Raw genomic sequence first — 25,882 nt, forward strand, 5'->3', positions numbered from 1 at the left:
TCACCGCTCCTTTCGCCGCTCGGCGAGCGCCTTTTGGTACACCGCCTCCATCTGCCGGATGTTGCTGGGAGCTGAGTATTCCTCGATGAAATCGCTCCTGCAGCGCTTCTGTACGGCCTCCAGCGCCTTTTCATCTTGCATGACGTTCTGAACCACTTCCGCCAGGTTCTGCGAGCTGGAGGGGATGAACTTATAGCCGTTTTCGCCGGACTTGACGATCACGCCCATCCCACCGTGATCGGGAACGATGACCGGAAGCGCGCAGGCGAACGCCTCGGTGACCGAGAGCGGAAAGCCCTCGTAGCACTGGGAAGGCATGATGAGCACCTTGGCGCTCTTCATGGCTTCGCGAACTTCTTCCGGCCCTTTCTGTCCCAGCCACTCGATGTTAGGCCGTCGGCGTGCCGCGTCGGCCACGACGTCCTCCATCGGCCCGCCCCCGATGATCTTCAATTGGAGCGAATCCGGAACGATCGCCCATGCGGTGAGCAGGCGCTGGATGCCCTTTTCGTGGGACAGCCGCCCAACAAAGAGGGCATAGCCGCCCTTGTGGCTCCCCACACCAGGGTCGGGGTCCACAAAGTTGGGTTTGATCGAGATCTTCTCGGCTGGCAGGCCCGCCTGGGTGTACTTGGCCTTGGCAAAGGCGGTCAGAGCGATGTACTGGTCCACTTGCGTGGCCCAGGTCCGCCGCTTTCGGTGATACCAAATCATCGCGGCAACGATCGCCGAAGCTGTCCGGCTCTCCCGATAGCAGGAGTGCATGACGCCGGGCCACGCAAAGGACTTGCCGACGCAGGCCTCACAGACGTGTCCATCGCGGAACAAAAGCCCGTTGACGCATGTGACGCGAAAATTGTGGAGCGTCTGAACGGTGGCGGCTCCGGCCCGCCTGGCCGCGTAGTAGCCTGCGGGAGAAATGAGCGGCAGCGTGTTGTGAAAGTGGACGATGTCGGCGCGATGCTCTTTGACAAGCGCATAGAGCTCTCGATACGACTTCCGGCTCCAGAAGGTGTTTTGGAGCAGTTCGAGGCGGCTGATATCCTCCACCTGACGGTTGTGCACATCGTAGGTCGTGACCAAATGGCCCGCGCCTTTCAGCATGGCCACTTCAGCCTCAAAGACCCCATCCTCTCCACCACGCAGCTTATAGCGGTTGTGGGCTACCACGATTCTAAGGGGATCCATGCGACAGTGTCTATCCTACCCACCGCTGCCGTAAAGTATCCTTACGCTTGGATAGCATGAAGTGGATCGCGGGTCTGGGGGCAGTTGATTCCGGTCCGAGCGGCAGGGCTCTTCCTGCGCGTTCCTCGCCGCTTCGCAAGGGAGCGAGCCGGCGCTCTGTGACGATCTTCAGGCTGGCAGCGTCCATTGCAGGGGAGTTCTGATGGCTAGAAGGCTGGCGTTTATCGATCATTCTTTCCATCAGAAGACCCGTTCGAGCGACTTCTTTCTTGAACTGCTAGGTACCCAGTACGAGATCGTCCGGCTGTGGGACCACGGCTGGCGGGGTGGCCGCCGCGTCACGTCTGAGGAGATTCTGCAGCATTCGCCCGACGTGATCCTCTTCTGGCAGGCGGTCGGCACGATCCCGGAGCTGCGAAAGCTCAATCGGCCGTTCATCTGGATTCCGATGTACGACTCGGCGATCAACAAGACCGCATCGTTTTGGGCTTTGATGCGTACGCTCCCCGTGGGGATCGTGTCCTTCTGCGAGCGGATGACCAAAGACTTGGGGAGGCTGGAATTTGACGTCCTGCCGGTTCAGTACTACCCCGAGACTTCGATTCAAGGCCCTCCGCAGAGGGTCGGCGCCAGAAACCTGATGATCTGGCAGAGAACGGGGATTGGCATCGACACCGCGGCCAAGCTGATCGGCGGCCAAAAGCTCGATCGCGTCGTGCTCAAGGTGGATCCGGACCCCGGATATCGGGCACAGGCCGCCAAATTGCCCAAGGTGGGCAGCGTCGAGGTCGAGGTGGTTTGGGGGCACCTCAGCAAGGAGGAATACATGGACCTCACGTCCCTCAGCACCATCTACCTCGCGCCCAGAAAGGTCGAAGGTATCGGAATGTCTTTCCTGGAGGCGATGGCCTCTGGTTCGGCCATCGTGGCTCCGAACCGGCCGACCATGAACGAATACCTCGAGCATGAGCGGACCGGATATCTCTATGATTTGAGAAGTCCGGCGCAGATCGACCTCGAGAAGCTGGACGAAGTCCGCTCCAATGGCCTTGAGGCGCTGCGTCAAGGCAGACAAACTTGGCTCAAAAGCTGCGACGACGTACTGAAATTCGTCGAACGGACCGATTTTGAAGGTAGGTTCATGGCTGCGTTCGAAACCCAGGCTCACCAGTGGCTCGATCGGATAAACCGAGTTCCGAAGTACTTGTGGAACCGATGGTTCTAGCGTGGCGTTTCAGTAGAATCGCCAAGAAGAGATGAGAGAAGCCCCAATCAAGGGGCGTATGAACTTGGGCTGAGGGCCCGCTGGCACAAACTTTGCACCCTTTTCGTTTGAGTTACAAGGATAGCGTTCGATGACAGATCATCAGGCAACCATGGAAGGGCCGCCTCCGCGCGAGGAGTCCTTTGTCGACAAGGCGATCAACGGCGCCCTTGCCGCCTATGCGTCCCCCGGCTTCTGGCCAGGCGTCGCGCTGGCCATTGGCATCTCAGCGTGCTATTGGAGCCTGTTCATGGGTCTTCCAGACCTGTGGGACAGCCCCGACGGCTATTACTCCCACGGATTCCTGGTTCCGTTTATTTCGGCTTATATCGTCGGAAAGAACTGGGAGAAGCTGAGGTCCCGTCCGGTGACCTTCGGATGGCTGGCCATTCCGTTCCTATTGCTCAACTTCTTCATCCTGCGTGCGGCCTTTGCGGCGGACCTTGTGGTCCTTCTCTCGTTCAGCTTGGTGGCCACCCTGATGCTCCTGACGTGGCTGATCGCGGGCTTCCGTTGGATGACCGGGCTCGCGCTGCCCATCCTCTACCTCTTGTTCGCGCTTCCCATCTGGACGTTCGCCATCGAGGTCTATACGAACCCTCTTCAGAGCACCTCGACCGGCGTCGCCTTCAGCCTGCTCAAGCTGCTCGGCTTCAACCCAATGCGCGATCAGGCCAGCACGACGATCTACCTGGACCACTTCACGCTCGATGTCGGAGTTCCCTGCAGCGGCTTCAAGCTGATCATCGCGGTCACGGCCTTTACGGTGTTCTTCACCCTGATCGCCAACCTAAGGTGGTGGTCAAACCTGGTGATGTTCGGCATGATCATCCCGCTGGGGCTGTTCATCAACGGGCTCCGCGTGGCCATGATTGGCATGGTCGGTGATGGGTTTGGTGCCGACGCGGGGATGGCGTTCCACGATTGGAGCGGCTACATTACGCTGCTCATCTGCTTCTTCATCTTGTTCAAAATCGCACGAGGTCTGGGATGGAAGGACTGAAAAAACGTATCTATGTCATCGCGCTTGCGTTGATCCTCGTTGGGGCATTCAACACCTATGCGGGCATCACGTCGTCGAGCGAACCCAAGACGGAAGCCTGGATGGAAGAGCGCGCACCCGACGTGGTCCTGAACATGGGTTACGCGACCAGCGCGGACAATCCCGAACAGTCCTACCGGATGGACGAGACCACATACAAGACCTTGACGCCTTACGGCATCGTCGCACGGTCCTATTCGGGCAAATCGGGGGACTTTGACGCGGTGCTCATTGCCAGCCGCAGCCGGTCCAGCTTTCACGATCCCAGGGTCTGCTTCACCGCGCAGCGCTGGAAGATCCTCGATGAGAGGCCCATCATGATTGAGACCAAGACTCGGGGCACGATTCCGGCGACCCTCGTTGTGATGGAGGGGCCGCGAACCCGGCAGATTGCGGCTTATTTCTATCGAGGTCCGACTGGCTTCAAGGGCTCAACCGTTCAGCTCAAGTTCGACATGTTCGTCCAGCGCTTGTTGGGCCGATCGGACGTGGATGGCGTCTTCTATCGGTTCATCCCGGGAAACACGAACTGCACCGAAGAGGAGCTGAAGCACTTCATCGCCGAGTATCTGGAAGAGGCCAAGAAAAGCAGCGGCGGCTACTTCTAGCGGCGCTCGGATTCGCCCCTGTCGGGCGTTCCGTTTTGCATCGCCTCAGCTATACTCTCTTGCCGTGGCAAGAGTTCTAGTGATCGACGACGAAGAGGACGTGCTGTTGGCCGTCACGCGAAGACTCAAGCGCGACGGGATCGACGTCACCCCGGCCGCCAACTCGGAACAGGGCACTCTGAAGATCCTTCAAGCCGACGCCCCTTATGACGTGGTGATCACGGACATGAGCATGGAGAACCCCGAGAGCGGCCTGGAAGTGCTTCAGGCAGCGTTCTCGCGCGATCTGCTTGCCGAAGTCATCGTGATGACTGCCTACGGGAATGTGGCCAACGCCGTGGAATGCATGCGCCGCGGAGCGTTCGATTACGTCGAGAAGAACAAGCCCGGCGTGGACACCTTTGAGCTTTTGGCGGAGAAGGTGCAGCTAGCGATGAACCAGCGCAGAAGGGACCTCAAGACCCTTGGAATGTGGGAGCACGCGACCCAGGCAAAGGGATAGGCGGACAGAGCTCCGGCAAGTTGTCCTTCCCGGCGTTTCGCTACTTCGCGATCTTGTTGCTGAGGAAGTCCAGCCCGATCATGATCGCAAAAAAGGCGATCCCAAGGCCCAGAATCATACGGGAAATGAAGTCGTCGATCGTGGCCTTGCCGCGGAAGGTGGTTCGTACCGATCCGCCGCCCGACATGGCATCGCCCTTGCCGGTGACGATGACCAGCATCGCGAAAAGAAACGCGACCAGCGCCCCCAGGGCAAGCAGAATACGGTAAGTGATCTCCACGGTTTGTCCTTCAGACCTGAGCGACAGATTATACCTACTGGAGCGTCAATCGCCCGAAGGTGTACTCGATCGCGGCGTAGATTGAGCCTGCGATCAGCGACCCGGCCATGGCGTGGAGCATGCCGCTCGCCCAGATGCGGCGGCCCATTCCGGGATACGGGCCCCGCTCGACGGCGTATTTCTCGAGTAGCTCCTTCGCAGAGCGAATGCCCATCAAGACGTGCTTGTCGGTGGGGGGTCTTGTCGTGATGTACTTCTGCACCAGGCTCCCGATCGACCGCCAGCCGAAGAGCGCCACAATGGCCGCAACGACCACGCGAAGCTCCTCGTAGGGGATCCAGTGGATCTGGTGGATGCCGACGAACAGGCTGACGCCGGTCGCGATATTGGTGCCGCAGCGGGGATGGATCCGGGGCATGCGCTTCACCACTTCGAGCTCCAGGGGTTCGCCGCGCTCGATGGCATGGACCGCCATGTGCTCCGCTGCGTGGATTCCCGCCATCGGCAGCAGGCGAAAGGAGAGAAGGAAGGCCGCGAGCGGCAGGGCGTTTCGCAGCCAGAAATCGCCGGCCGGCGTGTCTGCAAACTGCGGGACACGGGAGGCAACGCCCATCCCAATGTAGTCGGCGAGCACGAAAAGAAGGAAAAGCAAAAAGCCGGTACAAATCAGGGCAAACCCCGATGCGCCGGCCTGCAGCTCACCGTTCGTGAGATACACGCCGAACGGCGTGGCCATACCACCCACCAGTTGCGGCCTAGGCGGCTCGGAGGGTAGTTCCATCAGGTCGCTCACCCCCACCGCGCCGAAGTAGAAGCCGTCTGCATTCACCACAAACAGGTGGGAAAGCCCCAGATCGCTGAGTCGGCGCAGCGCTTCGGCGCCGGTCGCTGTGGGCTCGATGGTGTCCACCGCGGGCAGCATGATCGAGCTGACGGGCTCTTTCCAGTCCGCGCCAGAGGCCAAGGTCCTGGCGAGCGCGACGTCAGTGACAATTCCCACGAGCCGCCCCTCATCGACCACCGGAAGCTGCCAGCCGGGGTTTTCGCGGAAGATGTGTCCCGCCCTGCTGAGGGAGTCGACCGGGTCGAGCGCGACGTCATGTCGCGTGAGCGCGCCGATCGGGGTGGCCAAGGGGTCCGCAGACATGAAGTACCGTTCATTCTACTCGCGGACCAGGCTCAGTTGAGGGAGCGGACCGAGGACTATCCTGCCGATGTTAACATTGGGACCAAGATGAAACGGATCGGCTTGATCACGAGCGGAGGCGACTCGCCCGGCATGAACGCGGCCGTCAGAGGGATCGTGCGCTCGGCGCTTCGGCGAGGTGTTTCCGTCGCGGGCTTCCTTCGGGGCTATGACGGGATCATCCAGAGTGACTGGATGGAGTTGGACTCGCGCGCGGTGGGCGGCATCATCAACAAGGGCGGGACCATCCTTCGCTCGGCGCGCAGCGCCGAATTCAGGACCACCGAGGGCCGTGTCAAGGCGATCGAATCCATGAAGGCGCTGGGGGTCGAGGGGCTGGTGGTGGTCGGCGGCGACGGGTCGCTGACGGGCGCCTTGATGCTCCACAACGAGTTTGGGTTCCCGGTGATGGGCGTGCCGGGCTCGATCGACAACGACATTGCGGGCACCGATTTCAGCATCGGCTTCGATACGGCGGTGAACACGGCGGTGGAGGCGATCGACCGCGTCCGTGACACGGCCTACTCCCACGACCGCGTGTTCGTGATCGAGGTGATGGGGCGACGTAACGGGTTCATCGCGCTGGAAGCGGGTCTGGCAGCTGGGGCGGAGGCCGTTCTGATTCCAGAGCGGCAGTACCAGATTGGTGCGATCTGCGAGGAGTTGGGAAAGTCCTGCGAGCGGGGCAAGAAGAGCAGCATCCTGGTGGTGGCGGAAGGGGCCGCGCGCGCCTCAGACATCAAGGAGCTGATTGAAAAGCGCACCGGATTCGACACCCGCTACCTGGTTTTGGGGCACATGCAGCGCGGTGGCAGCCCGACGGCATTTGACCGGGTTCTGGCGCTGCGGCTTGGGGCGTTCGCCGCGAACCGCTTGATCGACGGCCACACGGGCGAGATGGCCGGCGTGGTCAGCGGGGAGCTGGTCTCGCCACCCCTGGCCTATGTGCTTGCGACAACCCGTGAGGTTGATCCCGAGCGTCTGGAACTCGTCGACCTGATGGCGCACTAGCGAACGGACAGAGGGACAAAGGCAGGAGGAACAAGAATCGCGGATCGCGACCTCGGTGGACACCGGCCTGCACCAGCCCTTGGCGTGTTAGCGCCGACATCACCCCTTGGTTAACTGGCTCTACGCTAATCAACGTATGGCCCGGAGATCCGGTGCGTCCATAATCCAGGACTAGGGAGGAAATCATGTTCTTACCGATCGCACTGTGCCTCGCGTGCGCGGCAGTCGAGGAGGCCGTCACATTCAGCTTCGAAGTTGGAAGGGCGGAGATGGCCGTTGCGGCCCTGGCCAAAGAAACGGGGCTCCCGATGAAGACCGCGGGACCAGTTGGAACAGAAACCGTCTTCCTAAAGGTCGACGGACTCTCGGTTCAGGCCGTCATGGACTCGCTTGCCAGGACCACTGCGGCCGAATGGTCGAAGAAGGATGACGGCACGTATGTTCTGGCGCGTACCCAGGCGATCATCCGGCGGGAAACGCTGAGGGAGACAGACCGGAGACTGACCTTGCTGAACTCGTGGAGGGCAAAGCTTGTCAATTGCCTCCGCGTCCCGTTCGACGAGAGGACCCTGCTCGGGATCGTCAAAGAACGAGCGGCTCTAGAGGACAACAACGAGGATCAGAATCGCACTGAAGAGCAACAGCAGAGAACTTGGGATCGAATCCAGGAGCTGGATCGGTGCGATCCCGTCTATCGCGTGCTGGCAAGGTGTTTGCAGGGCCTCGACCTTAGGCCGGTGGCTACGCTACCTTCCCAGGCTTGTCTCGTGTATGCGCTCCACCCGAATGCGGTGCAGAAGCAGCTCCCGCCGTCGGCAGTCGACGCCTTGCGGCTCCTGCAACCTGAGCAAGTCGCATGGGGCAAGGCTTTGAAGACGAAGCCCCTAAAGGAAGGCGAAGATGCCGATTCGCGGTTTTGGACGGACCACACAATTCGGTTCTTTGCCTCGAACGGCCCGGGAAGCGTATTTGGCGCTCGGTCAGATCCGTGGGCCAGGACTTTGCCGTTCGAAGGCAATCCCACTGAGGTCCTGCTGACGGTCTCCGGCTATTCCGAAGACTCCTTCCGGTTCAGTGTTCAAGTATTCGGCTCAAAAGACCAACTCATCATGAGCTTCGATTGCGATGGCGCATCGACCTTTGACAAAAAGGAGGCTCTGTTCGGAGCCAAGGAACTGGAGTTCCCTACGCCGGCGCCATCCCCCGAAACCCGGGCCCTTTGGGCGCGCATGAAGGGAAGCGGCGAATCGGTCAAGGGCGCGATCAAGGTGCTACAACGCTTCCTCGACGACCCCGAAAGGAACGAGCCCCTTTGGCTTGGGAACCAGGAGATGTTGAGCACACTGGCTGACTTCAATAAGAGGAGCGTGATCGCGTGTTTGCCTGACGACACCAGGTTCGATTTCGACGAGGCCTTGGACTTGCACGATTACTTTAGGTCCACCGATCTGAGGATCGCCGAGACCGACAAGCTCATCGAGCTTGCGCCACGCCGATTCGCCAGCCATTGGGCGCATCGCGCCAGCAGAGCGGCGATGGCCTCCTGCGCCATGTCCTACCGAACCCAGGGCAGGATCGATCTACTGACATACGTGGCGCTCGTCGCGCCACTGGGCGATTCTGCCGACAGGTCGTTTCCCGGGCTGTTCGTGCAGTTGATCGATCCGGACTATCGGTCGAGCTACGCCTCCTTTGAGCTGCCGTTTCAGTCGAACTTTGTCGGGCTCTTGTCGACCCTGAGCTCGGAACAGCTTGGTTTGCTGAAAGGCGGTCAGACAATCCCCTATGCAAGCCTCACCCCGAATCAGAAAGAACTCGCTTCGCGAATCGTTTTCGGTGTTCGGGTGAACGTCGAGATCGAGGGCTCGGCGCGCCGAGGGCTCTTCCAGGAAAGCCCTACTGAAGAGTTGCCAAACGGCCTGCTCCAAGGTGCGGGCCTGTCAGCCGAATTCGGCGAGGACACGATCGCCGTGTTTCACAACCCGCTTGACCCGCGATTCGATGAGTTCTACTCGACGAACCTCAAAAATACTCGCGGCCCCATGATGTGGAGCGGGCCGCCGCCGCGTGTACCTGAAGGGGGGATGGCCAATGCGACCGTGACGCTTCATCCGCAAAACTTCATCACGCTTAAGTGTGCTCTGTCGCCCGGGCACTTCGTCGTTGGGCACTTTGCCGAACCTCGAAGGAAGGCGACGCAGGCGCCTGTGCCGATTAACCAGCTTCCGGATGAGGTTCAGAAGAAGCTTGAAGCGACAGTGAAGTTCCTTGATGGTATGGGTGCTCGGTGGGGCGGCGAACACAAACCGCCTCCACGCTAAGGCGACTCAAGAGTCTGAGGCAGCGCACACACTTTGCAGGGTCCCCATTGTCCCATCACCTACCTTCGCGCGACCTCCTATAGCGTGGTTGGCTCGATCCGCGATCTCCTTTGTAGCCCAAAGCCCGCGGGAGGTTGGTCAGCGCGCCATCACCGGGCTGACGCCTTGGGCTGGTTACGGCCGCTCCCATTGGGCTGCCAAGCGCTGGCGCCGAACCTGCGGCTACAGACCCTTCATTACGGGTCCATCCTTAGCCCAATGCCCTTTGCCCTCGCGAGAACAGGGCTGCAATTCCAGGGATTCGTTACGGGCCAGAGTTCGCGCCACCCACGCGTGGAGAGTTCCTTTTTCGGCAAAGCGTTGGGCGGCCGCCTCTGCCTCTGTCGCTGAGGGAAAGACGCCAAACGTGGCCGAACCCGAACCGCAAAGCAGTGCATGTTTTGCCCCTGTAGCCAAGAGGGCCTCCCGAGCCTCCAGTGACTCCCGCGGCGCCACGCGCTCGAAGTCGTTGTAGAACGCCTCGTTCTCCGGGAAATCGTGCCATGCCCTGGGCGAGATGTCCAGCCCACGATAGGCGGCGGCCGTGTCGACCCCGATCGGGGGGCGGACGATCAAGAGCGATTGCGGTTCGGTGTCCGGCAGTGGAGTCAACCGCTCGCCGTATCCTTCCCCTTTGGCTCGCCCGCCCACAAGAAAGAAGGGCACGTCCGCGCCGACCGCGCAGGCGATCTCGTGCTGCTCTCGCGGGCCGAGCCTGCCGTCCGTCAGAACGCCCAGCGCACGGATCAGCCCGGCGGCATCGGAACTCCCACCGCCCAACCCGCTCTGGGCCGGAATGCTCTTATCGAGCCGAATTGAGAGCGACGGCAAATCGGTGAACTCCGCCGCCAAGCGCAGGGCCTTCGTGAGCGTGTTCTCTGCGGGCAGCCCGGGCCAATCGCACTCGATCCTCGTGGGACCATCGGCAACTGAAATCACCAGCGTATCGCTCAGCGAAACCGCCTGAAAGACGGTCCGTATGGGGTGGTAGCCGATGGCGTCCGGCGGTCCCACAGACAGAAAGAGGTTGACCTTGGCCGGGCAGCGCACGGTGAGCCGCACACTCATTCCCCCTGTTCCAGTTCCTGGGTTTTCGTGATCGGCAGGGGCGGCGGCGTCTGGTTGGGCAGCACGGCGACGGTCTGAGGGAACGGCGTCAGTTCAAGCTCTTCCAGGGCCTGGTCGATGGCGGCAAGCTGCATCTTGGCTTCCTGCAAAGCGTCGAGAAAGTCTTTGCTGGAGAGTTCCGGCGAGCGGCCGACCAGCCGGTAGCCGATCATCTTCATGCGCAGGGTGTCGATCGTGGTGGTGAGCACCGCGCACTGGGCCTCGGTACGCTGGACGCCCGCCATCACGCCTGCGAACCGGCTGCGGTACTCGGCGATGTTCTTGTCGGCAATGCGGTAGAGCTCTTTGGCCTGGGCGTCGTGCGAAGGCGGCTTCCAGGCTGGGGGCATATGATAGAGGCCCTTCTCGGTCTGGGTGACCTCGTGGTCGATCAGGTCCGCGCGCCTAAGGGCATAGTAGAGCGAATTCGAGACCCGATGGATGTTCTTGGGCAACTCCTGAAGGTCTGCGATCTGGTCCTTGCGCATGCGCGCGAGCACCTCGTCGAACATCGCCAATCGGTCCTGCACGGTATGCCACATCGCCGCGTAGCGGCGATTGATGAAGCGCTTGTCGACGCTGGCCTTGTAGGCTGTGAGCAGGTGGACGACCGGCACGGCGGCAAACGCGGCGAGCGTCAGGGGGCCGTTCCCCAGAAGCGGGCCGGTGAAGATGCCAAACAGGGCCGCCAGCGAAACGATCGAAAGGAACACGCGGCCGGGCCGAAGGGCCTCCACCCTCCAGAGCCGCCTATCCTCACGCACGATATCGTCCATCGGCACTCCATATTACGCGACGGGTGGCTTCGCCGTGGCACCCAGCGACTGCTCGGCGGCAAAGGCGAGCGCCAGCAGCGCCTCGTCTTGCGTTCGCTTGCCCAGGAGTTGCAAGCCCACCGGGAGCCCCTCCGAGAGCCCTCCAGGGATGGAAATTGCCGGAAAGCCGCCCATATTCGCCGGGATCGCGCAGTAATCCAGAAGCTTGATGGCGAGGGGATCGTCGCTTAATGAGCCCAGTTCGAACGCGGTGATTGGACAGGTGGGGCTCAGGATGGCGTCCAAGCCGCGCAGGGCTTGGTCGAACTCTGCCGCCATCCTCGCGCGGACCTGGGTGGCTTTGCCGTAATAGGCGTCGTAATAGCCGGCCGAGAGAGCATAGGTCCCGATCAGGACGCGCATCTTGACCTCGTGGCCGAATCCCTCGGCGCGCGAGCGCTCGACGAAGTGGATGTGGTCCTTGCCCTCAGCGCGATGCCCGAAGCGGACCCCGTCGAACCGCGCCAGGTTGCTGCTGGCCTCTGCGGGGGCGATGATGTAGTAGGTCGTCACCCCATAGGCGATGGTGGGGAGGTCGATCTCTTCGACGCTTGCGCCTGCGCTCTCGAAAGCCTTGATCGCGCTTTCGAGCACAGCGATGACGGCCGGCGCGAAGGACTCGCCGGTGAGCTGTTTGGGAACGCCAAACCGCTTGCCCTTCAGCGAGCCCTGGCTCACTCGCGAGGCGTCGATGGGTGGGAGGGGCAAGGACGTGGCCTCGCGCCGATCGTGGCCCGTGATGGCCTGGGCGCACCAGGCGGCGTCCTCGACGCTTCTGGCGATTGGGCCAATCTGATCGAGGCTCGAAGCAAACGCCACAAGGCCGAAGCGCGAGCAGCGGCCATAGGTCGGTTTGAAGCCCACCACGCCGCAGAGTGAGGCGGGCTGACGGATGGAGCCCCCCGTGTCAGAACCCAGCGCCAAGGGGGCCATCCCAGCGCTCACGGCTGCGGCCGAGCCCCCCGAGCTTCCCCCCGCAGAACGAGACGGAGCCCAGGGATTGTGGCAAACGCCAAACGCGCCGGTCTCGGTGGAGCCGCCCATGGCGAACTCATCCATGTTGGTTTTGCCGAGCACCACGAGCCCTTCTGCCTTGAGCTTCTCGGCCACGGTGGCGTCGTAAGGCGGGATGTAGCTTCGCAGCATGTTGCTTGCGCAAGTGGTCCGGATATCGCGCGTGCTGATGTTGTCTTTGAGGGCGATGGGAACGCCGGTGAGCGGACCGGCATCGCCCGAGTCGATCAGAGCTTGGGCCGCGTCGGCTTGGGAGAGGCATTCCTGCTCGCAGACCGTGATGAAGGCATTGAGTTCGGAGTTGAGCCGGGCGATTCGGCTGAGGTGCTCCAGCGCAGCCTCGCGACAGGAAATCTCCTTCGCAGCCAGCTTTCCCGCCAGCGTTTTTGCAGAAAGGTCCGCCAGCAACCGAGATCAGTCCTCGATGATGGTGGGTACGACGAAGAGGCCTGCCTTGGAAACGGGCGCGTTCCTCAGGGCTTCATGATGTGCCAGCCCGATTTCGTACTCGTCTTCGGCCCATGCGCCGCTGGTGGGCACCGCAGCAACGGGCGCCGAGATGCCGGCCACGTTCAGGCCCTGGATATTGCTGAAATGCCCAAGAAGCGCGTTAAGCTCTCCTTGAAAGGTCAGTATTTCGATTTCGTCCAGTTCCAGCCGCGCCAGTCGAGCGACATGTCGTACTTCGTCGATTGAGATCGACATGCACGGATTGTAGCACAGGGACTCGCCGTTTGAAGAACGTGTTTTCTCGCTGTATTACTGGATTTCCCCGACCTTGGCCAGGCCGCGTGCGTATGTACATATCGGCAGAGCATGCAGAACCCCAGATTTACCGTGGTCACGAGCTGCGTTGTGGCGCTCAGCCTCATCGGTGCCGCGTCGCACCTGTTGGCCCCCTTGCTGCCGAAGGAGAACTATAACGCGCTTCAATATGAGCCGACCGCATTCCTGAAGAAGGGCGGGGCGCAAATGGTGCGCTGGCGCCTCATGGGCCAAGAGGCGTTTGCCGAAGCCCGCCGCACCGGAAAGCCCATCCTCTTGTTTGTAGGGGTCCCCTGGTCCGACCCGTCGAAGGCCGCCGATCGCGAGTTCTTCTCGGACCGGGACGCGGTGTCCTATCTCAACAACCATTTTGTGTGCATCCGTGTGGATGGTGAGCAGGACCCGACTTGGATCTCCACCTATTTTCCGGTAAGCAGGATGTCGCTGGGCATCTTGGCTGGGCTTCAGCTCTGGCTGCTCGAACCCGAGGGCTCCATGATCGAATCCGCCGGAGCTTTTGGCACCGTGGTGTCCATCAGCCCAGAGTCGTTCAACTCGAGCATCTTGCGACTGCAGGGCGACTTTGACAAGGTGCGAACTAAGGACCCCTCCGCACCCAACCAGAGTTCCTTGCACGCCCAGGACATCGAACTGCTGACCACGCCTTCTGCCGGCGAGCCGCCCAATTTCGCGATTCAAGGGCAGACGCTCGCCAGTTGGCCAAGGAGTCCGTTTGGCGGTTTCCGGATCGCCGATCGAATCGAGCCGATGGCCGGACCCTTTCGGTACTTGCTGCGCTCAGGGGCACACCAAGAGCTTCGACAGCGGCTCGACCCTTTGATTCGCTCACCGCTGGTGGATTGGCTGGACGGGGGGTTTTTCGCCTCCATAGATTCCCGTCTCCCCCCGGCCGTGGACTTCGACAAGGTTGCCGTCCCCAATGCGGACATGATGGCGCTGCTGGCCCAAGCGGCCCTGGTCCTTGAGGATCCGGTCTACCGTGAGGTAGCGGTAAAGACCTTTGACAGCCTGGTCGACGAGTTTCAGAACGATGGGCTGATATCGAGCTGCCGTCTCAGCTCACCCGAACGGATGGGCCGGAGCAAACGCGCCAGCTTCTCGCCGCAAGTCATGCGCGACGTCCTTAGCCCCGAAGATCGCGAATGGGCGAGAACGCAGCTTGGGCTCAGAGTCGAAGAAAACCCGGCCATGTGCCTGTGGCTGAAACGCCCGGAGGAGGTGCTGAGCCAGCGGGAGCGGTTCGAATCCGTGCGATCCAAGCTACTATCCGGCAATGCGGATGAGCGGGAGTACGGCTCCTCGACGCTTCTCGATGTGAACGGCTTCGTCATCGCGAGGCTGCTCGAGTGTGCGCGCCTCTGGAATGACCCGCGACGGCTCGAAGTTGCTCAAAAGCTGTTCGAGCGTTTGGAATGGTTCCGGTCGGGCGACGACGTGAAGCACTCCTCAGACCCCAACGTCCGCGCGAGCGCCTATTTGGGCGATTACCTGGCCTATTCGGAGGCAGCGCTGCAGTCGTACTTTGCCTCGGGAGACTCGGAGGCCTTCAACTTGGGGCTGCGGGTGCTGCAGCGAGCCCAATTCCTCTTCGGGTCCGATGTGCCGGGCGTATGGAACACTCGCATCAAGGCGCCCACCCAACCCGGTCCCAAAAACGTGATGGCCCCGGAGGTGGTGGATGCCTTTCGAGACTCGCTGACCTCGAAGGCCATCACGCTGTTGAACGCCTATGGCCGCTTGATTCGCGACCCCGGTGCAGAGTCGCGGCAGGACCGCATGGACGTTTCCGCACGGCTTAGCCAGGAGTCCATTTCAATGGTGCTGCAGTTCGGCAGGCTCTCCGAAAGGCTGGCGTTGATTGGTTCTGCCTACTTCTCGGCCTCGATCGGCGTATTGGACGACCGGTACGCCGTGGCCGTGGGGCCGCATTCCACGGACCTGGCCTGTGCGCTCTCCAGAAAGATCCCGACGCGTCTGTGCGCGCCTGCGACGGGCCTCGTGCGCCGCGACCTTCAGAAGCGGAAGCCGGGCGTTTATGTCATTCGCGGCTCATCCATAGCAGGGCCGCTTACGGTGGACGAGGCGGCCGTCATGCTCTCACCGCAGTTCACGCTGCCTGACCAATAGGCGCTCGCCAAACGCGCATTCTTGCTCTGCGAGCGCGCAGGTGTCTGCAAATCTCGCTTCATTGCGCCATAATCTGCCCTCGGAGAGGTCGCATAGTGGTCTAGTGCGCCGCACTCGAAATGCGGTGAGGTGCAAGCCTCCGTGGGTTCGAATCCCACCCTCTCCGCCATTAGGTTCCTTTTTCGGCTCGTCGAGTGTCAAGCCTCGGTCTCTTCCACAGCCAAGATGGCCACGGGCGCAGCCTTCCCCTTTAGGACATGCTCCCCAACCGGAACCTGTCGAAGTCCATGAGGAACTGAATCCAGCGCTCCGGCGATCGCCGAGGACACCAGCAGGTCTCTCCCCAGTTCCGCGCACTTGCCGACGATCCGAGCCGTCGTGTTGAGGACGTCGCCTTGATAGACGATCTCGGTCTTTCCGTAGCCGACTTCTGCAGCCACGACACGGCCGCAGTGCACTCCTGCCTTGAAGGCCGGAACGACCCCAAATTCTCTTTCGTAGCGTTCGGACTTGGCGGCGATCTCTCGCTTGAGCTCGAAGAAGAACCGCAGGCACTTGGCGTCGTTGAAACCGTGTTTGAGCGTCCAGTAGATCACGGCCTCGTCACCGATGAAATGGGAGACCTGGCCCTTGTGAGCCTCCAAAACCTCACCGACGTCCCGAAAGAACCACTGGCTGAGGCGGCTGAATTTCAGGTTGCCCAGGGACTCCGCCAACGGGGTTGAGTCTTTGAGGTCGAGGAACATGAAGATCCGCTCCTCTTCTTTGGGCTGATGATAGCGGCCCAACACCCAGTTCACGAGGACTCCGTGACCCAACTTGGAATTGATCTGGGCGATGCAGAGGCAGACGATGCCGAAGAGCCCGGTGACCCAGTAGGCCCGGATCAGATCGGGGTTGGTGCCCATCTGCTGCAGCAGTTCGCGCTGAAAGGCTATCGAAAAGGGCGATTGTCGCCCAGTGCCCATCCCTATGATGTTGCTCGCCAGATAGAAGCCGATGAAGCCGACCACCAGGAGAGCCAAGGTTTGAAGCGCGAGCGCGACCACAAAGGAATAGCGCCGGGAATAGGGCACCAAGAAGAGCAGGATGCCGCCGACCGCGGGCCCCCCAAAGAGCCCGATCGTCAGTGATGCGGGGACCGCCAGGCTCCAGGGAATCTTGAACATAAGCGCCATGAAGGCTAGCGGAGACAGCGTGGCGTAAAAGGTGCCCCACGCCACCCATTGCAGCTTGGCCTTCGCGCGGCGGTTCATGGTGAAGACGACGTATCAGAATGCCATTCGGGTTGCGGGACCGCCTTTGCCCCGATGAAAGGCCCGGTTAGGTAGTGGATGGTTCCTTGTGGCTCTCAAACTGCTCGTGATAGAGCCTGGAATAGAGCCCGTTGAGATCGAGAAGCTGCTTGTGGTTGCCCCGCTCGACAATTCGCCCGTGGTCCAGGACCAGGATGAGGTCGGCCGCCAGGATCGTGGAGAGCCGGTGCGCGATGGCGAAGGTCGTGCGGCCCTTCATGAGCTTGGTGAGCGAGGCCTGGATCAGCCGCTCGGAGCGGGTATCGAGCGCGGAGGTGGCCTCATCGAGGATCAGGATTTTGGGGTTGCGCAGGATGGCCCGTGCGATCGCCAGGCGCTGCTTTTCGCCCCCGGAGAGCTTGTAGCCGCGTTCGCCTACGACCGTGCCGTAGCCCTCGGGCAGGGTGGCGATATGCTCATGGATGGCGGCCTGCTTGCAGGCTTCGATCAATTCTTCATCCGTTGCGTCGGGCTTGGCGATGCGCAGGTTCTCCCGGATGGTCGTGTGCATCAGGTAGGTCTCCTGTGTGACGGCGCCCATCAGCTTGGCAAGGGACTCCAGCTTGATGTCCTTCAGGTCGATGCCGTCCAGTTTGACGCTGCCCTCGTCGGGATCGTAAAGGCGCGGAAGCAGGTAGGTCATCGTGGTCTTTCCGGCTCCGCTGGGACCCACAAGCGCCACCAAGTTGCCCGGCTCCGCGACGAAGTCCACCTCATCGAGCGTCCAATGCTCCGATTCCTCTTCGTACTTGAAGCGGATGCCTTCAAACGAAATCCTCCCTTGCACCAGCTCGACAGGCAATTCCTTGGCGTCCGGGCTATCCTGTACGTCGCGCGGCATATCGAGGTACTGGAACAGGCGCTCGAACAGCGCGAAACTCCCCATGATCTCGACCTGGGCGCTCAGCAGCCCGGTGAGCGGGAAGAACAGGCGCACCTGAAGGCCCGTGAAGGCAACGATTTTGCCTACGGTGATGCTCGGATCGTGCCGAGCGATCAAGAGCCAGCCCGCGAGCCAGTACACCAATGCCGGCGCGAGCTGCGTGATCAGCCGGATCATGCCGAAGAACAGGTACTGGAGCACGGCGCCCTTGACCTGCCACTTGGCCATTTCCTGGTTCTCGACGTCGAACTGTTTGGCCAGCACATGCTGGCTCCCGGCGGTCTTTGTGAGCAGGACGCCGCTGACCGAAAGCGTCTCCTGCATCATGGAGTTCAGTGAGCCGGTGGCTTCCTGCATCCCTGTGCGCACTTTGCGGGCGTATTCGCCCACGTATCGCCCGATGAACATAAAGCCCGGCACCATCGCGATGCTGAGTACCGTGAGCCGCCAATCCATGAGGAACATCGCCGTCGAGGTCGAGATGACGATCGCAATGTTGGAGAGTTGGTCGGTGATGGTGTTGCTGACGACCGTCTGGACGCCCTGCACGTCGCTGATGAGCCTTGTTTGGATCTCGCCCGTGCGCGTGCTGGTGAAGAACCTCAGCGACATGCTCTGAAGGTGCACGTAGAGCGTGCGCCGCAGATCGCACATGATCTTCTGCCCGATGACCACGCTCTGATAGCCATAGAGCAGGGTCAGGGAGGCGCCGACGAGCACCACCAGGACCGTGAAGATCGAGTACTCGATGATCTTGCCGAGGTCCTGGCGCTGAAGGCCCTGGTCGATGATGATCTGGACGAAATAGGGCGGAACGATGCCAAAGAGCACCGCCACAATGACCACCATGCCCGTTAAGAGCACCTCGCCCCTGTAGGGTTTGAACAAGGCGACGACCCGGCGGAGAATCTCGCGATCCATCGGCCGGGCCGTCGGTTTGGCTTCCCGCACAGCCATAGGGCTGGAGAATACCTATCGTGCTAAGGGAGTTTCGCAGAAGGTGTCGCCCAGGCGTCCCGCCTGGGCGGCTTGCGCTCAGAGACTGTGGTCTCCGAGAGCCATTGAGCGTTTCTCAACACCCCCTTAGTTGGTCTTCTCGGTGTACTGAAGGTTCGCGTACCCGATTCCAAGGGTGTAGGGCACAGGCGCCTGGCGTCCCTTGGTGGTGGTGCTCACCGCGCGGACGAGCGCCTTCACCTCTTTCGAGGTCGAGATGAACCGCGCTGCGTTGACACTGATCTTCTTCGACTTGATTTGGAACTCGGACGTGACGGGGTACTGGTTGATCAGCTCCCACTTGCCCGTTGAGGTGTTCCAGACGTAGACAAAGGCCGTGACCAGCGTGAGCGGCGTTTCCTTGGTCTGGAAGAAGAACTCCATTGTGTTGACTTTCGCCTTTGTGGTGTCCGGATGCCAGGTGATGACGGCGCCGGCGGTCTGACCCGTCTTGCCCGACTTCACCGAGCGGATGCTGTAGTAGGCGCCTCCGACGTTCGGCAGCTTGATGTCGTTGACCGTTCCGCCCATGTACGTCCCCTCAAACACCGAAATGGCGTCCGGGGCGGTGTCGATCGGGTTCGACGCAGCGGCTGCTTGAAGGGCTTTGAACACGTTGATACGCCCGAATCCGAAGATCGAGGGCGGGCCGATCGGGTCGCAAGTGGATTCCAAGATGTCCTGAACCTGCTGGGCGGTCAAGGAAGGGTTGGCCGACACGATCAATGCGCAGGCGCCGTTGGCCACGGGTGCAGCCATGCTGGTACCGCTGGAACCACCGTAGCCACCACCGAGAGTTGTGCTCAAGATGTTGGTGCCGGGAGCGAAGACGTGAACGCCACGTCCATAGGCCGAAAAGCCGGCTTTCTGGTCGGCTTCGTTTGATGCGCCGACGACGATGACGTCCGGCCAAGAGAAGCCCGAGAGGTCTCGGTTGTCGTTACCTGCGGCCCAAAGCAGGTTAGCATTGGCCACGTTCTTGCAGTAGGTGCCTGCTGTGCCGACGGTGTCTGAGTCCACTCCGGAATAGCTGACGCTGACCGTACGGCAGCCGTGGTCCGCCGCATAGCGGGCCGCCTTGGTCAGGATATCCATGGCCGATCCGCCGCCGGCACTATTCGAGACGCGGACCATCATGGTTTTGAAGTTCCATCCGACGCCCGCCACGCCTTTGGCATTGCTTCCAATCGCTGCAGCGTCGCCCGTTACATGCGTGCCGTGGCCGTGGATATCCTGCACGTCGCCGCCGTCCACCTCGGCCTTGTTGTCCACGGCGTTATAGCCGGGGACCCGGTTCGGGCCGATGTCTTCGTGGTTTCGATCCACACCAGTATCGCAAATGCCCACGGTGACGGTGTTTGAGCCCGTGAAGATGTCCCAAGCCTGAGGCGCCTGGATGGTCTGATGGTGCCATTGCTGCGGAAAGAGAGGGTCGTTCGGGTCGTTCAGCGGGTAGCAGATGAAGTTCGGATGCGCATATTCGTAGTCCCCCGACTTCATGAGCAGGAGCGAGAAGGAGTTCTCGTTGTAGCCCTTAGGAATCTTGACGATGAACTCGTCGGTGGCCCCGACATACTCGCGCGTGATGCCCTGCATGCGCTTACGCGCGCGGTTCTCGACCGTGATGACCATCGCGTCGGTGTAGCCCAGCGCTTTGAGAGTCGTGGGCTGAACCGGGCGAACAATCATCTCCCCAGAGAACTCGATCACGCCCTCTTTTTCCCAGTACTTGCCGGGTGATTGAACCTGGGCAAGCCCCAAAGCGGAAAGGGCGATCAGGCCCCAAGTGAGCAGTAGCGATTTAGAAGTGCGACCCGTCATGACTGTATTCCGGCTCCTTTAAGTTGGCGCAGAACGGACGCGCCAGAGGCGTGCCTTTCGATATTATGATGGCACTTCGAGGCGCTAAGGTTCGGTTTTTGTAAGGATTGAGTTCAAAATCAGCCCCGTTGAGCTTGAAGGCCGGAGCAGGACATCCCTAATTGTACAAAGTAGGGTTCTTCGTCCAGTCTTTGCCCTTGTCCCATCCCATCTGCGCCACGCGTGGCCTACGCTCCCTTAGCCGCACCGACTCCAGCCCGAGATAGAACCCTTCCGAACGCGGGTTTTTGCCCACACATTCGAGGCGGAGTTTGTAGTAGCCCGGCTCCGGCCAAAAGTCGAGCAGGTGGACTTCGACCTGCTTGATGTCTTGCGAATACAGGTCGAAAGCGCCTTGAAGCTTGACTTTCTGCAGCGCTCCTGGAGGGACAAGGTAAGCCTGATATCGCCCGAAATCATAGGAGGCCGTGCAGTTCAAGAGCAGCCTTAGCGGCTCCTTCTTTTCGACCGTAAAGTGGATATCAACATACGCGCCCTCCTGGGACTTTGGCATGTAGAGCAATTGCTCCGCATCGTGAATGTCCAGGTATTGCTTCTCAGCAGCGCCCAAGCCATGGAAATGTGAGTCGAGGAAGTCCTTTGCCGCCACGGTAACCCTCTCAAGGCTGGGGAGCTTCCGGGCCTTGGCGTCGGGCGCGCGTGCTGCAAAAGTTGATTCGCCGGTCTGGTACCAGAAAGCCACGCTGGAAAAGTCGTCCTCGCGCTCGTTCCAGCTCATGGCGCGGTTCTCCTTATTCTCATCAGGAGAGATCCAGCCCCAATGCTCGATAGTGACCTTGATGCCCTTTTCAAACACGATGGGGTCGTTGAGATGCCATCTGTAGGCGCTGGTATGGCCGCCGACGATGCCCCACTGGTCGAAGTAAGGCACACCGAAGTAAGGCGTGGTGGTGGTTTTGAGCCCCCAGGCCGACAGGAAGTAGTCCTCGGTGCCTGTGCCCTGGATCGAAGGTTCCTTCTCGCCGTCGATGTAGATGCGCTCATCCCCCTCGCCGAACCAGCTAGGCGACCGCGTCCTCACGGCGAGAACCGTGCCCACGTAGTGGCCCTTGCCCGTGGTTTCCAGGATCGTGTAGTCCTTGCCGTTCTCGACGGGATATTCCTGTCGGTATTGGGCGTGGAAATAGGGGGTGTCGTTCGGGATGCGGTCCCTTTTGATCCAGTCGATGTTGTAATAGAGCAGGCTGATTGGCTTTTCGCTTTGATTGATGATCTCGATCCGAGCCGACTTGCGGAACGGCATGTGCCAAAAGCAGTTGTAGCTGTCGCCGTCTTCTAAGACCACCGGAAGGCTGATGACCTGATCGCGCCGCCCGAAACAGCTGGCGAAAAAGTCGCCGACAGGCGCCTCGACCGCCGGCTTCTTGCTGCCGTCCCAGTAGATCCTGAGCAGCATCTCTTGGTGGTTCGCCGAGCCTTGCTTCGCCCAGTCCTGTCGCTCTGGACCGAGAAACGTCATCCAGATATGGGTGATGACGCCCGGCCCCTTGGCATCCATAAGCACGTGCGTCTCGCCGGGATTCACGCGGAAGTTGTCGCGATTGGAGTGTTCGAGGAGATCGGTGGTGGTGGGGGCCGTACGGTCGTACTTGCCGTCCTTGCCCATGCGGAAGGTGGAGGTTTCGCGTTTGGATTTGCCCTGGATGGGCTTAGCGAGTCCGGCGAGGGGTCCCGATTCCTGGGCCAACGCCCACCCAACCAGAAGCAAGGCCGAAAGAAGAGCAGCCGTTTTCATGGGTACAAGCTGGAGTTCGTCTCGCGCTGCGAGGAGTCCTGCTTGAGGATAAGGGGGCGAGGTCGGTGAGACGGTGAGACGGTGAGTGGGTGAGACGGTGAGTGGGAGAGCGGGTGACGAAATCTGACCTGTGGGGCAGACTCTCAGTCTGCCTTTAGTGTGCGATGCAACCTGGAGCAGCTTAGCAACGTCCGACAAGTCGATGAGCCATTTGCCGACGCCGCTCACGTCCCCAATGGAAAGGACAATGGGCGCCCTCGTCCATCTTCTGGGGATCGTAGGCCCTATCTGGCTCCCCCTGCTCGCTTGGGCATTCGCCAAGCCGTTTTCGGCTTTCGTTTCGGCACATGCTTGGCGCGAATTGCGGGACGCCATGGTCTGGAAGGCGTTTCTGCTGCTCGTGATGGCGGTGTCGCTGTCCTTCTCAGTGGCCCGCATCGTCCACCACTTTCAGACAGGGTGGCAGGAGTTCAGTTGGGAGGAAGTCGCGACGAGGGCCGCCATCAGCCTGGCAGTCTTTCTGGTTCTTTGGACTTGGAACTTGGTGCAGGCGATCTTGGCGGCGCGAGCCGCTTGGATGGGCCGATGGCCAAAAGGGTCGGGCGTCGATCCGGCGCTGGCGCGAAAGGCAGACTGAGAATCTGCCCCACAGGTCAGATTCCGTCGCCCACTCTCCCACTCACCGTCTCACCGACTCGCCGACTCCCCCACTCTCCCACTCACCCACTCACCTACTCACCCTCTCACCCCTTCTCCCTAGTCCCCGGCCTTCCACTCATCGAACCCAATCGGGCGGCCCTTTTCGAGGTAGTTCTTGAGGGAATCCAGTGCCCAGGACCAACCTTCTGTCAGATTCTCCACCTCCGACTCGTCAAAGAGGTCCGTGTGATGGATTTGGACTTCTGTCTCGTCGGCAGAAGGAGACTCAAACCGCACCTCGACCACGCTGCCGGGGTGGTGGATCTTCTGCTCCCAGGTGAATCGGATGGACTCCATCGGCTCGATATCGAGGAACGTGCCCGCGTCGTGGTCGCCGTTTTCGTATCGGCCGCCAACGTGGAAGTCCTGGCGGGTCCCCTCCGAAAACCATGCTGACATCTGGCTCGAATCGGCCCACGCCTCCCAAACCCTCTCCAACGGACAACGAATCAAACCATGGACGAACACGCGGTGCTCCGAGCGGCTCATGCCTCCCGATTCGCTCATCGCCAATCCCAATCCTTCCAGAACTGTAAGGGAGCATGGGCGGCCGGGACTCCGGCGGACTCCAGGAAGGTACATTGGACTCACACAAGATGAAGGTCTTTCCACTGCTTTTGGCTGCGATCATCTCCGTGCTTGCCCTTTCGGGCTGCGCGAAGAGCCCTCTTGCCGGGACTTGGCGGCTCGAACTGAGCCCGCTCGCACAGCGGATGAGGAACGAGGGTCAAACGGTCGAGGCCACCATCGAGTTCTACAACGACGGCACGTGGGAGTCCAACATGGTGTTTGGCGCCAAGACCAGCAAGACCTCCGGCATCTTTGAATACAAGGACAAGCTGCTCAAGCTGACCATGACGAACAAGGACGGAGAAGTCATCGCGGCCAAGCCCGAGGAGATCCGGCTCTCAAACGACGAGACCTGGTTTGCGTTCCCGGTCATCAAGGGGCTTGGCCGTTTCGTGCGCGAGAAATGACCATGCTCATACCCCTTCTGTTCGCCGTTTCTTCTGAGGCTCAGGAGAGTTTCCTTGCCCCGGGCGCGCCGATCGAGGTAGTGGCCAAGGGTCTTCAGTTCACAGAAGGCCCCTGCGCCATGCCGGACGGGAGCCTGGTCTTCAGCGACATCCCCGCCAACAAGATGTACCGCTGGAAAGATAGCAAGCTCGAGGTATATCGAAACCCGAGCCACAACGCCAATGGGCACACCCTGGACCCGCAGGGTCGTCTGGTGAGCTGCGAGCACGGCGCGAGGCGCGTCGAGAGGCAAGAAAAGGACGGCAGGATGACCGTGCTCGCCGAGAGCTGGGAAGGAAAGAGGCTGAACAGCCCGAACGACGTGGCGATCCGAAAAGACGGTGCGATCTTCTTCACCGATCCCCCCTACGGCATTCAGCCCAGCCAGGTCGAGCACGACTTTAACGGCGTGTATGCGATTGTGGACGGCAAGATGAAGCTGCTCGACAAGAGCTTTGATCGGCCGAACGGGCTGGTCTTCAGCCCCGACGAGAAGCTCCTTTATGTGGCGGACACGAGCAAGGGGCATATTCGGCGGTTTGAGGTGGCCCATGACGGATCGCTCTCGGGTGGCGTGGATGCTTGGGCAAAGACGCCCAATCCGGACGGTCTGCGCGTAGACTCCGAAGGCCGCGTGTGGAGCGCGAGCAGCGATGGGGTGAACGTCATTTCGCGCGAAGGGAAGGTGCTCGAAGTCATCAAGTTCCCGGAGCAGCCGGCGAACCTGACGTTCAGCAGAGATGGGAAGACCCTCTACGTCACGGCTCGGACGGGCGTGTATTCGGTGAAGGTGCGCGTGAGGGGCCTGGCGCCCTAAGCGCTTGGCTCCAAATCAGGGACTGACACTTCAGTGCCCCCCGCGTGGCCTTTGGGCAGCTTCAGGGTGGCTGTCAGGGCGACGATCGCCAATCCCACTCCGATGAAGAACGGCATCTGGTAGTTGCCAGTGGCTTTCCACACCAGGGCGCCAATGATCGGCAGCGTGACCGCCGCGACGTGGTTCATGGTCGTCCCCATCGCCAGGCACGGCGTGAGCTCGCCGGGCCGCACGATGCGATGCAGGTAAGTTGTGAACCCAATCGAGAACCCGAAGAGGAAGTTGTCGGCGACGTAGAGCGCCATCAGCCAGGTGGCATTCGGGATGGTCGCGTAGCCGGTGAACACCACGATCAGGCCGATGGCATAGATCGTAAGCGGCAGGCGCTCGCCCACCCGGTCGATCAGCCTGCCCATGGACTTCGAAACGAACACCGAAACGAGGGCGTTGATCAGCGAGAGCTTGAGCACGGCGTCGAGCGGCGTGTGATAGACCTTGATCAGCGTGAACAGCGCGAAGATCATGAAAATCTGGCGGCGGCAACCATCCAGAAAGACCAGCAGGTAATAGAGACCGTACTCACGGCGAATGATCAGCCGCTGGCGCTTTCCGCCCGAGGAGTGATGGCTCAGCGTTCCGCTGACGATAGCCGCTGCAAAGATGGCGGCCCCCGCGCCCCAGAAGAAGACGCTGTAGTTCTCCCTCGGGAGTAAGGGCGTGGCCACCAGATAGGCTATGGCGTAGGCCGCCACAGTCGCCATCGACCCGATCCCCCGGATTCGGCCGAGGTGCATCCCACCCTCGACTCCCTTCGCAAGATTGAGCGTGATTGCCGGCTGCACGGTCGAATAGAGGTGAAAACCCACGGACCAAAAAACGGTGATGGCGGTGAGACCCCAGAACGTGGTTGCCTGGCCTGTGAGGGCGATGCCGATCCCGGTGATGGCGAGCCCGAGCGCAGCGATGCGGCTTTCCGCGAGTGCCACCAAGATGCCGGCCATCAGGGCGGCGATGAGGCCGGGGACTTCGCGCATGGACTCCAGCCCGCCGAGCCCGACCTCGTCCCCATGCAGAACCTCGCGAAAGAAGTTCTGGAAGACGCCCATATAGATGTTGAAGCCGAAGGTGAAAAGGAAGGTCAGGAGGGCGAGCTTCTGCCAGTCCAGCGCAAGCCGCCGGGCCTCTCGATCTCGGCCTTCCATTGGTGGTAGGTTAGCAGACGGGAAGTGCGAAGGACCGCTCGGCTGTCCCAGAAGCCCCCTCAACCCC

At 61.1% G+C, this 25,882-nt stretch carries 23 protein-coding genes and 1 tRNA gene; 11 read left to right on the plus strand and 13 right to left on the minus strand.

Annotation, left to right across the window (positions count from 1 at the left end; genetic code table 11):
- A complete protein-coding gene (locus HZC36_07655; protein MBI5706850.1) occupies positions 1–1,188 on the minus strand; it encodes a glycosyltransferase family 4 protein in 1,188 nt (395 codons plus the stop codon).
- Positions 1,189–1,390: 202 nt separating this feature from the next.
- Between HZC36_07655 and HZC36_07660 the strand changes: the two genes are divergently transcribed.
- From HZC36_07660 to HZC36_07675, 4 genes are all read left to right on the plus strand, one after another.
- Positions 1,391–2,413, plus strand: a complete 1,023-nt coding sequence (locus tag HZC36_07660; GenBank protein MBI5706851.1) for a glycosyltransferase — start codon at positions 1,391–1,393, stop codon at positions 2,411–2,413.
- Between the two features lie 130 nt (positions 2,414–2,543).
- Positions 2,544–3,455 (plus strand): exosortase/archaeosortase family protein, encoded by a 912-nt coding sequence (locus HZC36_07665; protein ID MBI5706852.1) that lies wholly within the window; start codon positions 2,544–2,546, stop codon positions 3,453–3,455.
- Positions 3,443–4,102: an exosortase-associated EpsI family protein gene (locus HZC36_07670; protein ID MBI5706853.1), complete on the plus strand. Its 660-nt coding sequence runs from the start codon at positions 3,443–3,445 to the stop codon at positions 4,100–4,102. The genes HZC36_07665 and HZC36_07670 overlap by 13 nt, the downstream gene beginning before the upstream one ends.
- A 64-nt stretch (positions 4,103–4,166) precedes the next feature.
- On the plus strand, positions 4,167–4,604 hold the full coding sequence (locus HZC36_07675; protein MBI5706854.1) for a response regulator: 438 nt from the start codon (positions 4,167–4,169) through the stop codon (positions 4,602–4,604).
- A 40-nt stretch (positions 4,605–4,644) separates the two neighbouring features.
- On the opposite strand, the gene HZC36_07680 is transcribed toward HZC36_07675, so the two are convergent.
- Both HZC36_07680 and HZC36_07685 read right to left on the minus strand, forming a co-directional pair.
- A complete protein-coding gene (locus HZC36_07680; GenBank protein MBI5706855.1) occupies positions 4,645–4,884 on the minus strand; it encodes a hypothetical protein in 240 nt (79 codons plus the stop codon).
- Positions 4,885–4,918: 34 nt separating this feature from the next.
- Positions 4,919–6,031: a DUF1385 domain-containing protein gene (locus HZC36_07685; protein MBI5706856.1), complete on the minus strand. Its 1,113-nt coding sequence runs from the start codon at positions 6,029–6,031 to the stop codon at positions 4,919–4,921.
- 87 nt (positions 6,032–6,118) lie between these two features.
- On the opposite strand from HZC36_07685, the gene pfkA reads away from it, so the two are divergent.
- Together pfkA and HZC36_07695 are read left to right on the plus strand one after the other, a co-directional pair.
- Positions 6,119–7,081 carry a 6-phosphofructokinase gene (gene pfkA / locus HZC36_07690; GenBank protein MBI5706857.1) on the plus strand — a complete coding sequence of 321 codons (963 nt, stop codon included), beginning with the start codon at positions 6,119–6,121 and terminating at the stop codon, positions 7,079–7,081.
- 185 nt (positions 7,082–7,266) lie between these two features.
- Positions 7,267–9,402 (plus strand): hypothetical protein, encoded by a 2,136-nt coding sequence (locus HZC36_07695; protein MBI5706858.1) that lies wholly within the window; start codon positions 7,267–7,269, stop codon positions 9,400–9,402.
- 222 nt (positions 9,403–9,624) lie between these two features.
- On the opposite strand, the gene ispE is transcribed toward HZC36_07695, so the two are convergent.
- Genes ispE through gatC form a run of 4 tightly spaced genes read right to left on the minus strand, consistent with a single transcriptional unit; the run spans position 9,625 to position 13,082 of the window.
- Complete coding sequence (gene ispE, locus HZC36_07700) at positions 9,625–10,509, minus strand: 4-(cytidine 5'-diphospho)-2-C-methyl-D-erythritol kinase (protein ID MBI5706859.1); 885 nt, start codon at positions 10,507–10,509, stop codon at positions 9,625–9,627.
- Positions 10,506–11,324 (minus strand): hypothetical protein, encoded by an 819-nt coding sequence (locus HZC36_07705; protein MBI5706860.1) that lies wholly within the window; start codon positions 11,322–11,324, stop codon positions 10,506–10,508. The genes ispE and HZC36_07705 overlap by 4 nt, the downstream gene beginning before the upstream one ends.
- A gap of 12 nt (positions 11,325–11,336) precedes the next feature.
- Complete coding sequence (gene gatA, locus HZC36_07710; protein MBI5706861.1) at positions 11,337–12,785, minus strand: Asp-tRNA(Asn)/Glu-tRNA(Gln) amidotransferase subunit GatA; 1,449 nt, start codon at positions 12,783–12,785, stop codon at positions 11,337–11,339.
- A 6-nt stretch (positions 12,786–12,791) separates the two neighbouring features.
- Positions 12,792–13,082: an Asp-tRNA(Asn)/Glu-tRNA(Gln) amidotransferase subunit GatC gene (gatC, locus tag HZC36_07715; protein ID MBI5706862.1), complete on the minus strand. Its 291-nt coding sequence runs from the start codon at positions 13,080–13,082 to the stop codon at positions 12,792–12,794.
- 111 nt (positions 13,083–13,193) lie between these two features.
- On the opposite strand from gatC, the gene HZC36_07720 reads away from it, so the two are divergent.
- Entirely contained in the window at positions 13,194–15,290 is a 2,097-nt protein-coding gene (locus tag HZC36_07720) for a thioredoxin domain-containing protein (protein ID MBI5706863.1), read from the plus strand.
- An 81-nt stretch (positions 15,291–15,371) separates the two neighbouring features.
- A tRNA-Ser gene (locus tag HZC36_07725) sits at positions 15,372–15,459 on the plus strand.
- 28 nt (positions 15,460–15,487) lie between these two features.
- On the opposite strand, the gene HZC36_07730 is transcribed toward HZC36_07725, so the two are convergent.
- From HZC36_07730 to HZC36_07745, 4 genes are all read right to left on the minus strand, one after another.
- Positions 15,488–16,546, minus strand: a complete 1,059-nt coding sequence (locus HZC36_07730) for an adenylate/guanylate cyclase domain-containing protein (GenBank protein ID MBI5706864.1) — start codon at positions 16,544–16,546, stop codon at positions 15,488–15,490.
- 67 nt (positions 16,547–16,613) lie between these two features.
- Entirely contained in the window at positions 16,614–18,425 is a 1,812-nt protein-coding gene (locus tag HZC36_07735) for an ABC transporter ATP-binding protein (protein ID MBI5706865.1), read from the minus strand.
- Between the two features lie 126 nt (positions 18,426–18,551).
- A complete protein-coding gene (locus HZC36_07740; GenBank protein ID MBI5706866.1) occupies positions 18,552–20,285 on the minus strand; it encodes a S8 family serine peptidase in 1,734 nt (577 codons plus the stop codon).
- A gap of 157 nt (positions 20,286–20,442) precedes the next feature.
- On the minus strand, positions 20,443–22,080 hold the full coding sequence (locus tag HZC36_07745) for a DUF2961 domain-containing protein (GenBank protein MBI5706867.1): 1,638 nt from the start codon (positions 22,078–22,080) through the stop codon (positions 20,443–20,445).
- Positions 22,081–22,327: 247 nt separating this feature from the next.
- Here HZC36_07745 and HZC36_07750 point away from each other — a divergent pair, with 247 nt between their 5' ends.
- The gene (locus tag HZC36_07750) at positions 22,328–22,717 is read left to right on the plus strand and encodes a hypothetical protein (GenBank protein ID MBI5706868.1); all 390 of its coding nucleotides are present in this window, start codon (positions 22,328–22,330) and stop codon (positions 22,715–22,717) included.
- A 119-nt stretch (positions 22,718–22,836) separates the two neighbouring features.
- Here HZC36_07750 and HZC36_07755 read toward each other — a convergent pair whose 3' ends face one another.
- The gene (locus HZC36_07755; GenBank protein MBI5706869.1) at positions 22,837–23,286 is read right to left on the minus strand and encodes an SRPBCC domain-containing protein; all 450 of its coding nucleotides are present in this window, start codon (positions 23,284–23,286) and stop codon (positions 22,837–22,839) included.
- An 89-nt stretch (positions 23,287–23,375) separates the two neighbouring features.
- Here HZC36_07755 and HZC36_07760 point away from each other — a divergent pair, with 89 nt between their 5' ends.
- Both HZC36_07760 and HZC36_07765 read left to right on the plus strand, forming a co-directional pair.
- On the plus strand, positions 23,376–23,756 hold the full coding sequence (locus tag HZC36_07760) for a hypothetical protein (protein MBI5706870.1): 381 nt from the start codon (positions 23,376–23,378) through the stop codon (positions 23,754–23,756).
- A gap of 2 nt (positions 23,757–23,758) precedes the next feature.
- Positions 23,759–24,613: an SMP-30/gluconolactonase/LRE family protein gene (locus HZC36_07765; protein MBI5706871.1), complete on the plus strand. Its 855-nt coding sequence runs from the start codon at positions 23,759–23,761 to the stop codon at positions 24,611–24,613.
- Here the strand turns inward: HZC36_07765 and HZC36_07770 are convergent.
- Entirely contained in the window at positions 24,610–25,815 is a 1,206-nt protein-coding gene (locus HZC36_07770) for an MFS transporter (protein ID MBI5706872.1), read from the minus strand. The two genes, HZC36_07765 and HZC36_07770, sit on opposite strands and share 4 nt — an antisense overlap.
- Positions 25,816–25,882: the final 67 nt, after the last annotated feature.

It is taken from the genome of Armatimonadota bacterium, from assembly GCA_016223145.1.
In the GTDB taxonomy this organism is placed as follows: Bacteria; Armatimonadota; Fimbriimonadia; order Fimbriimonadales; family Fimbriimonadaceae; genus Nitrosymbiomonas.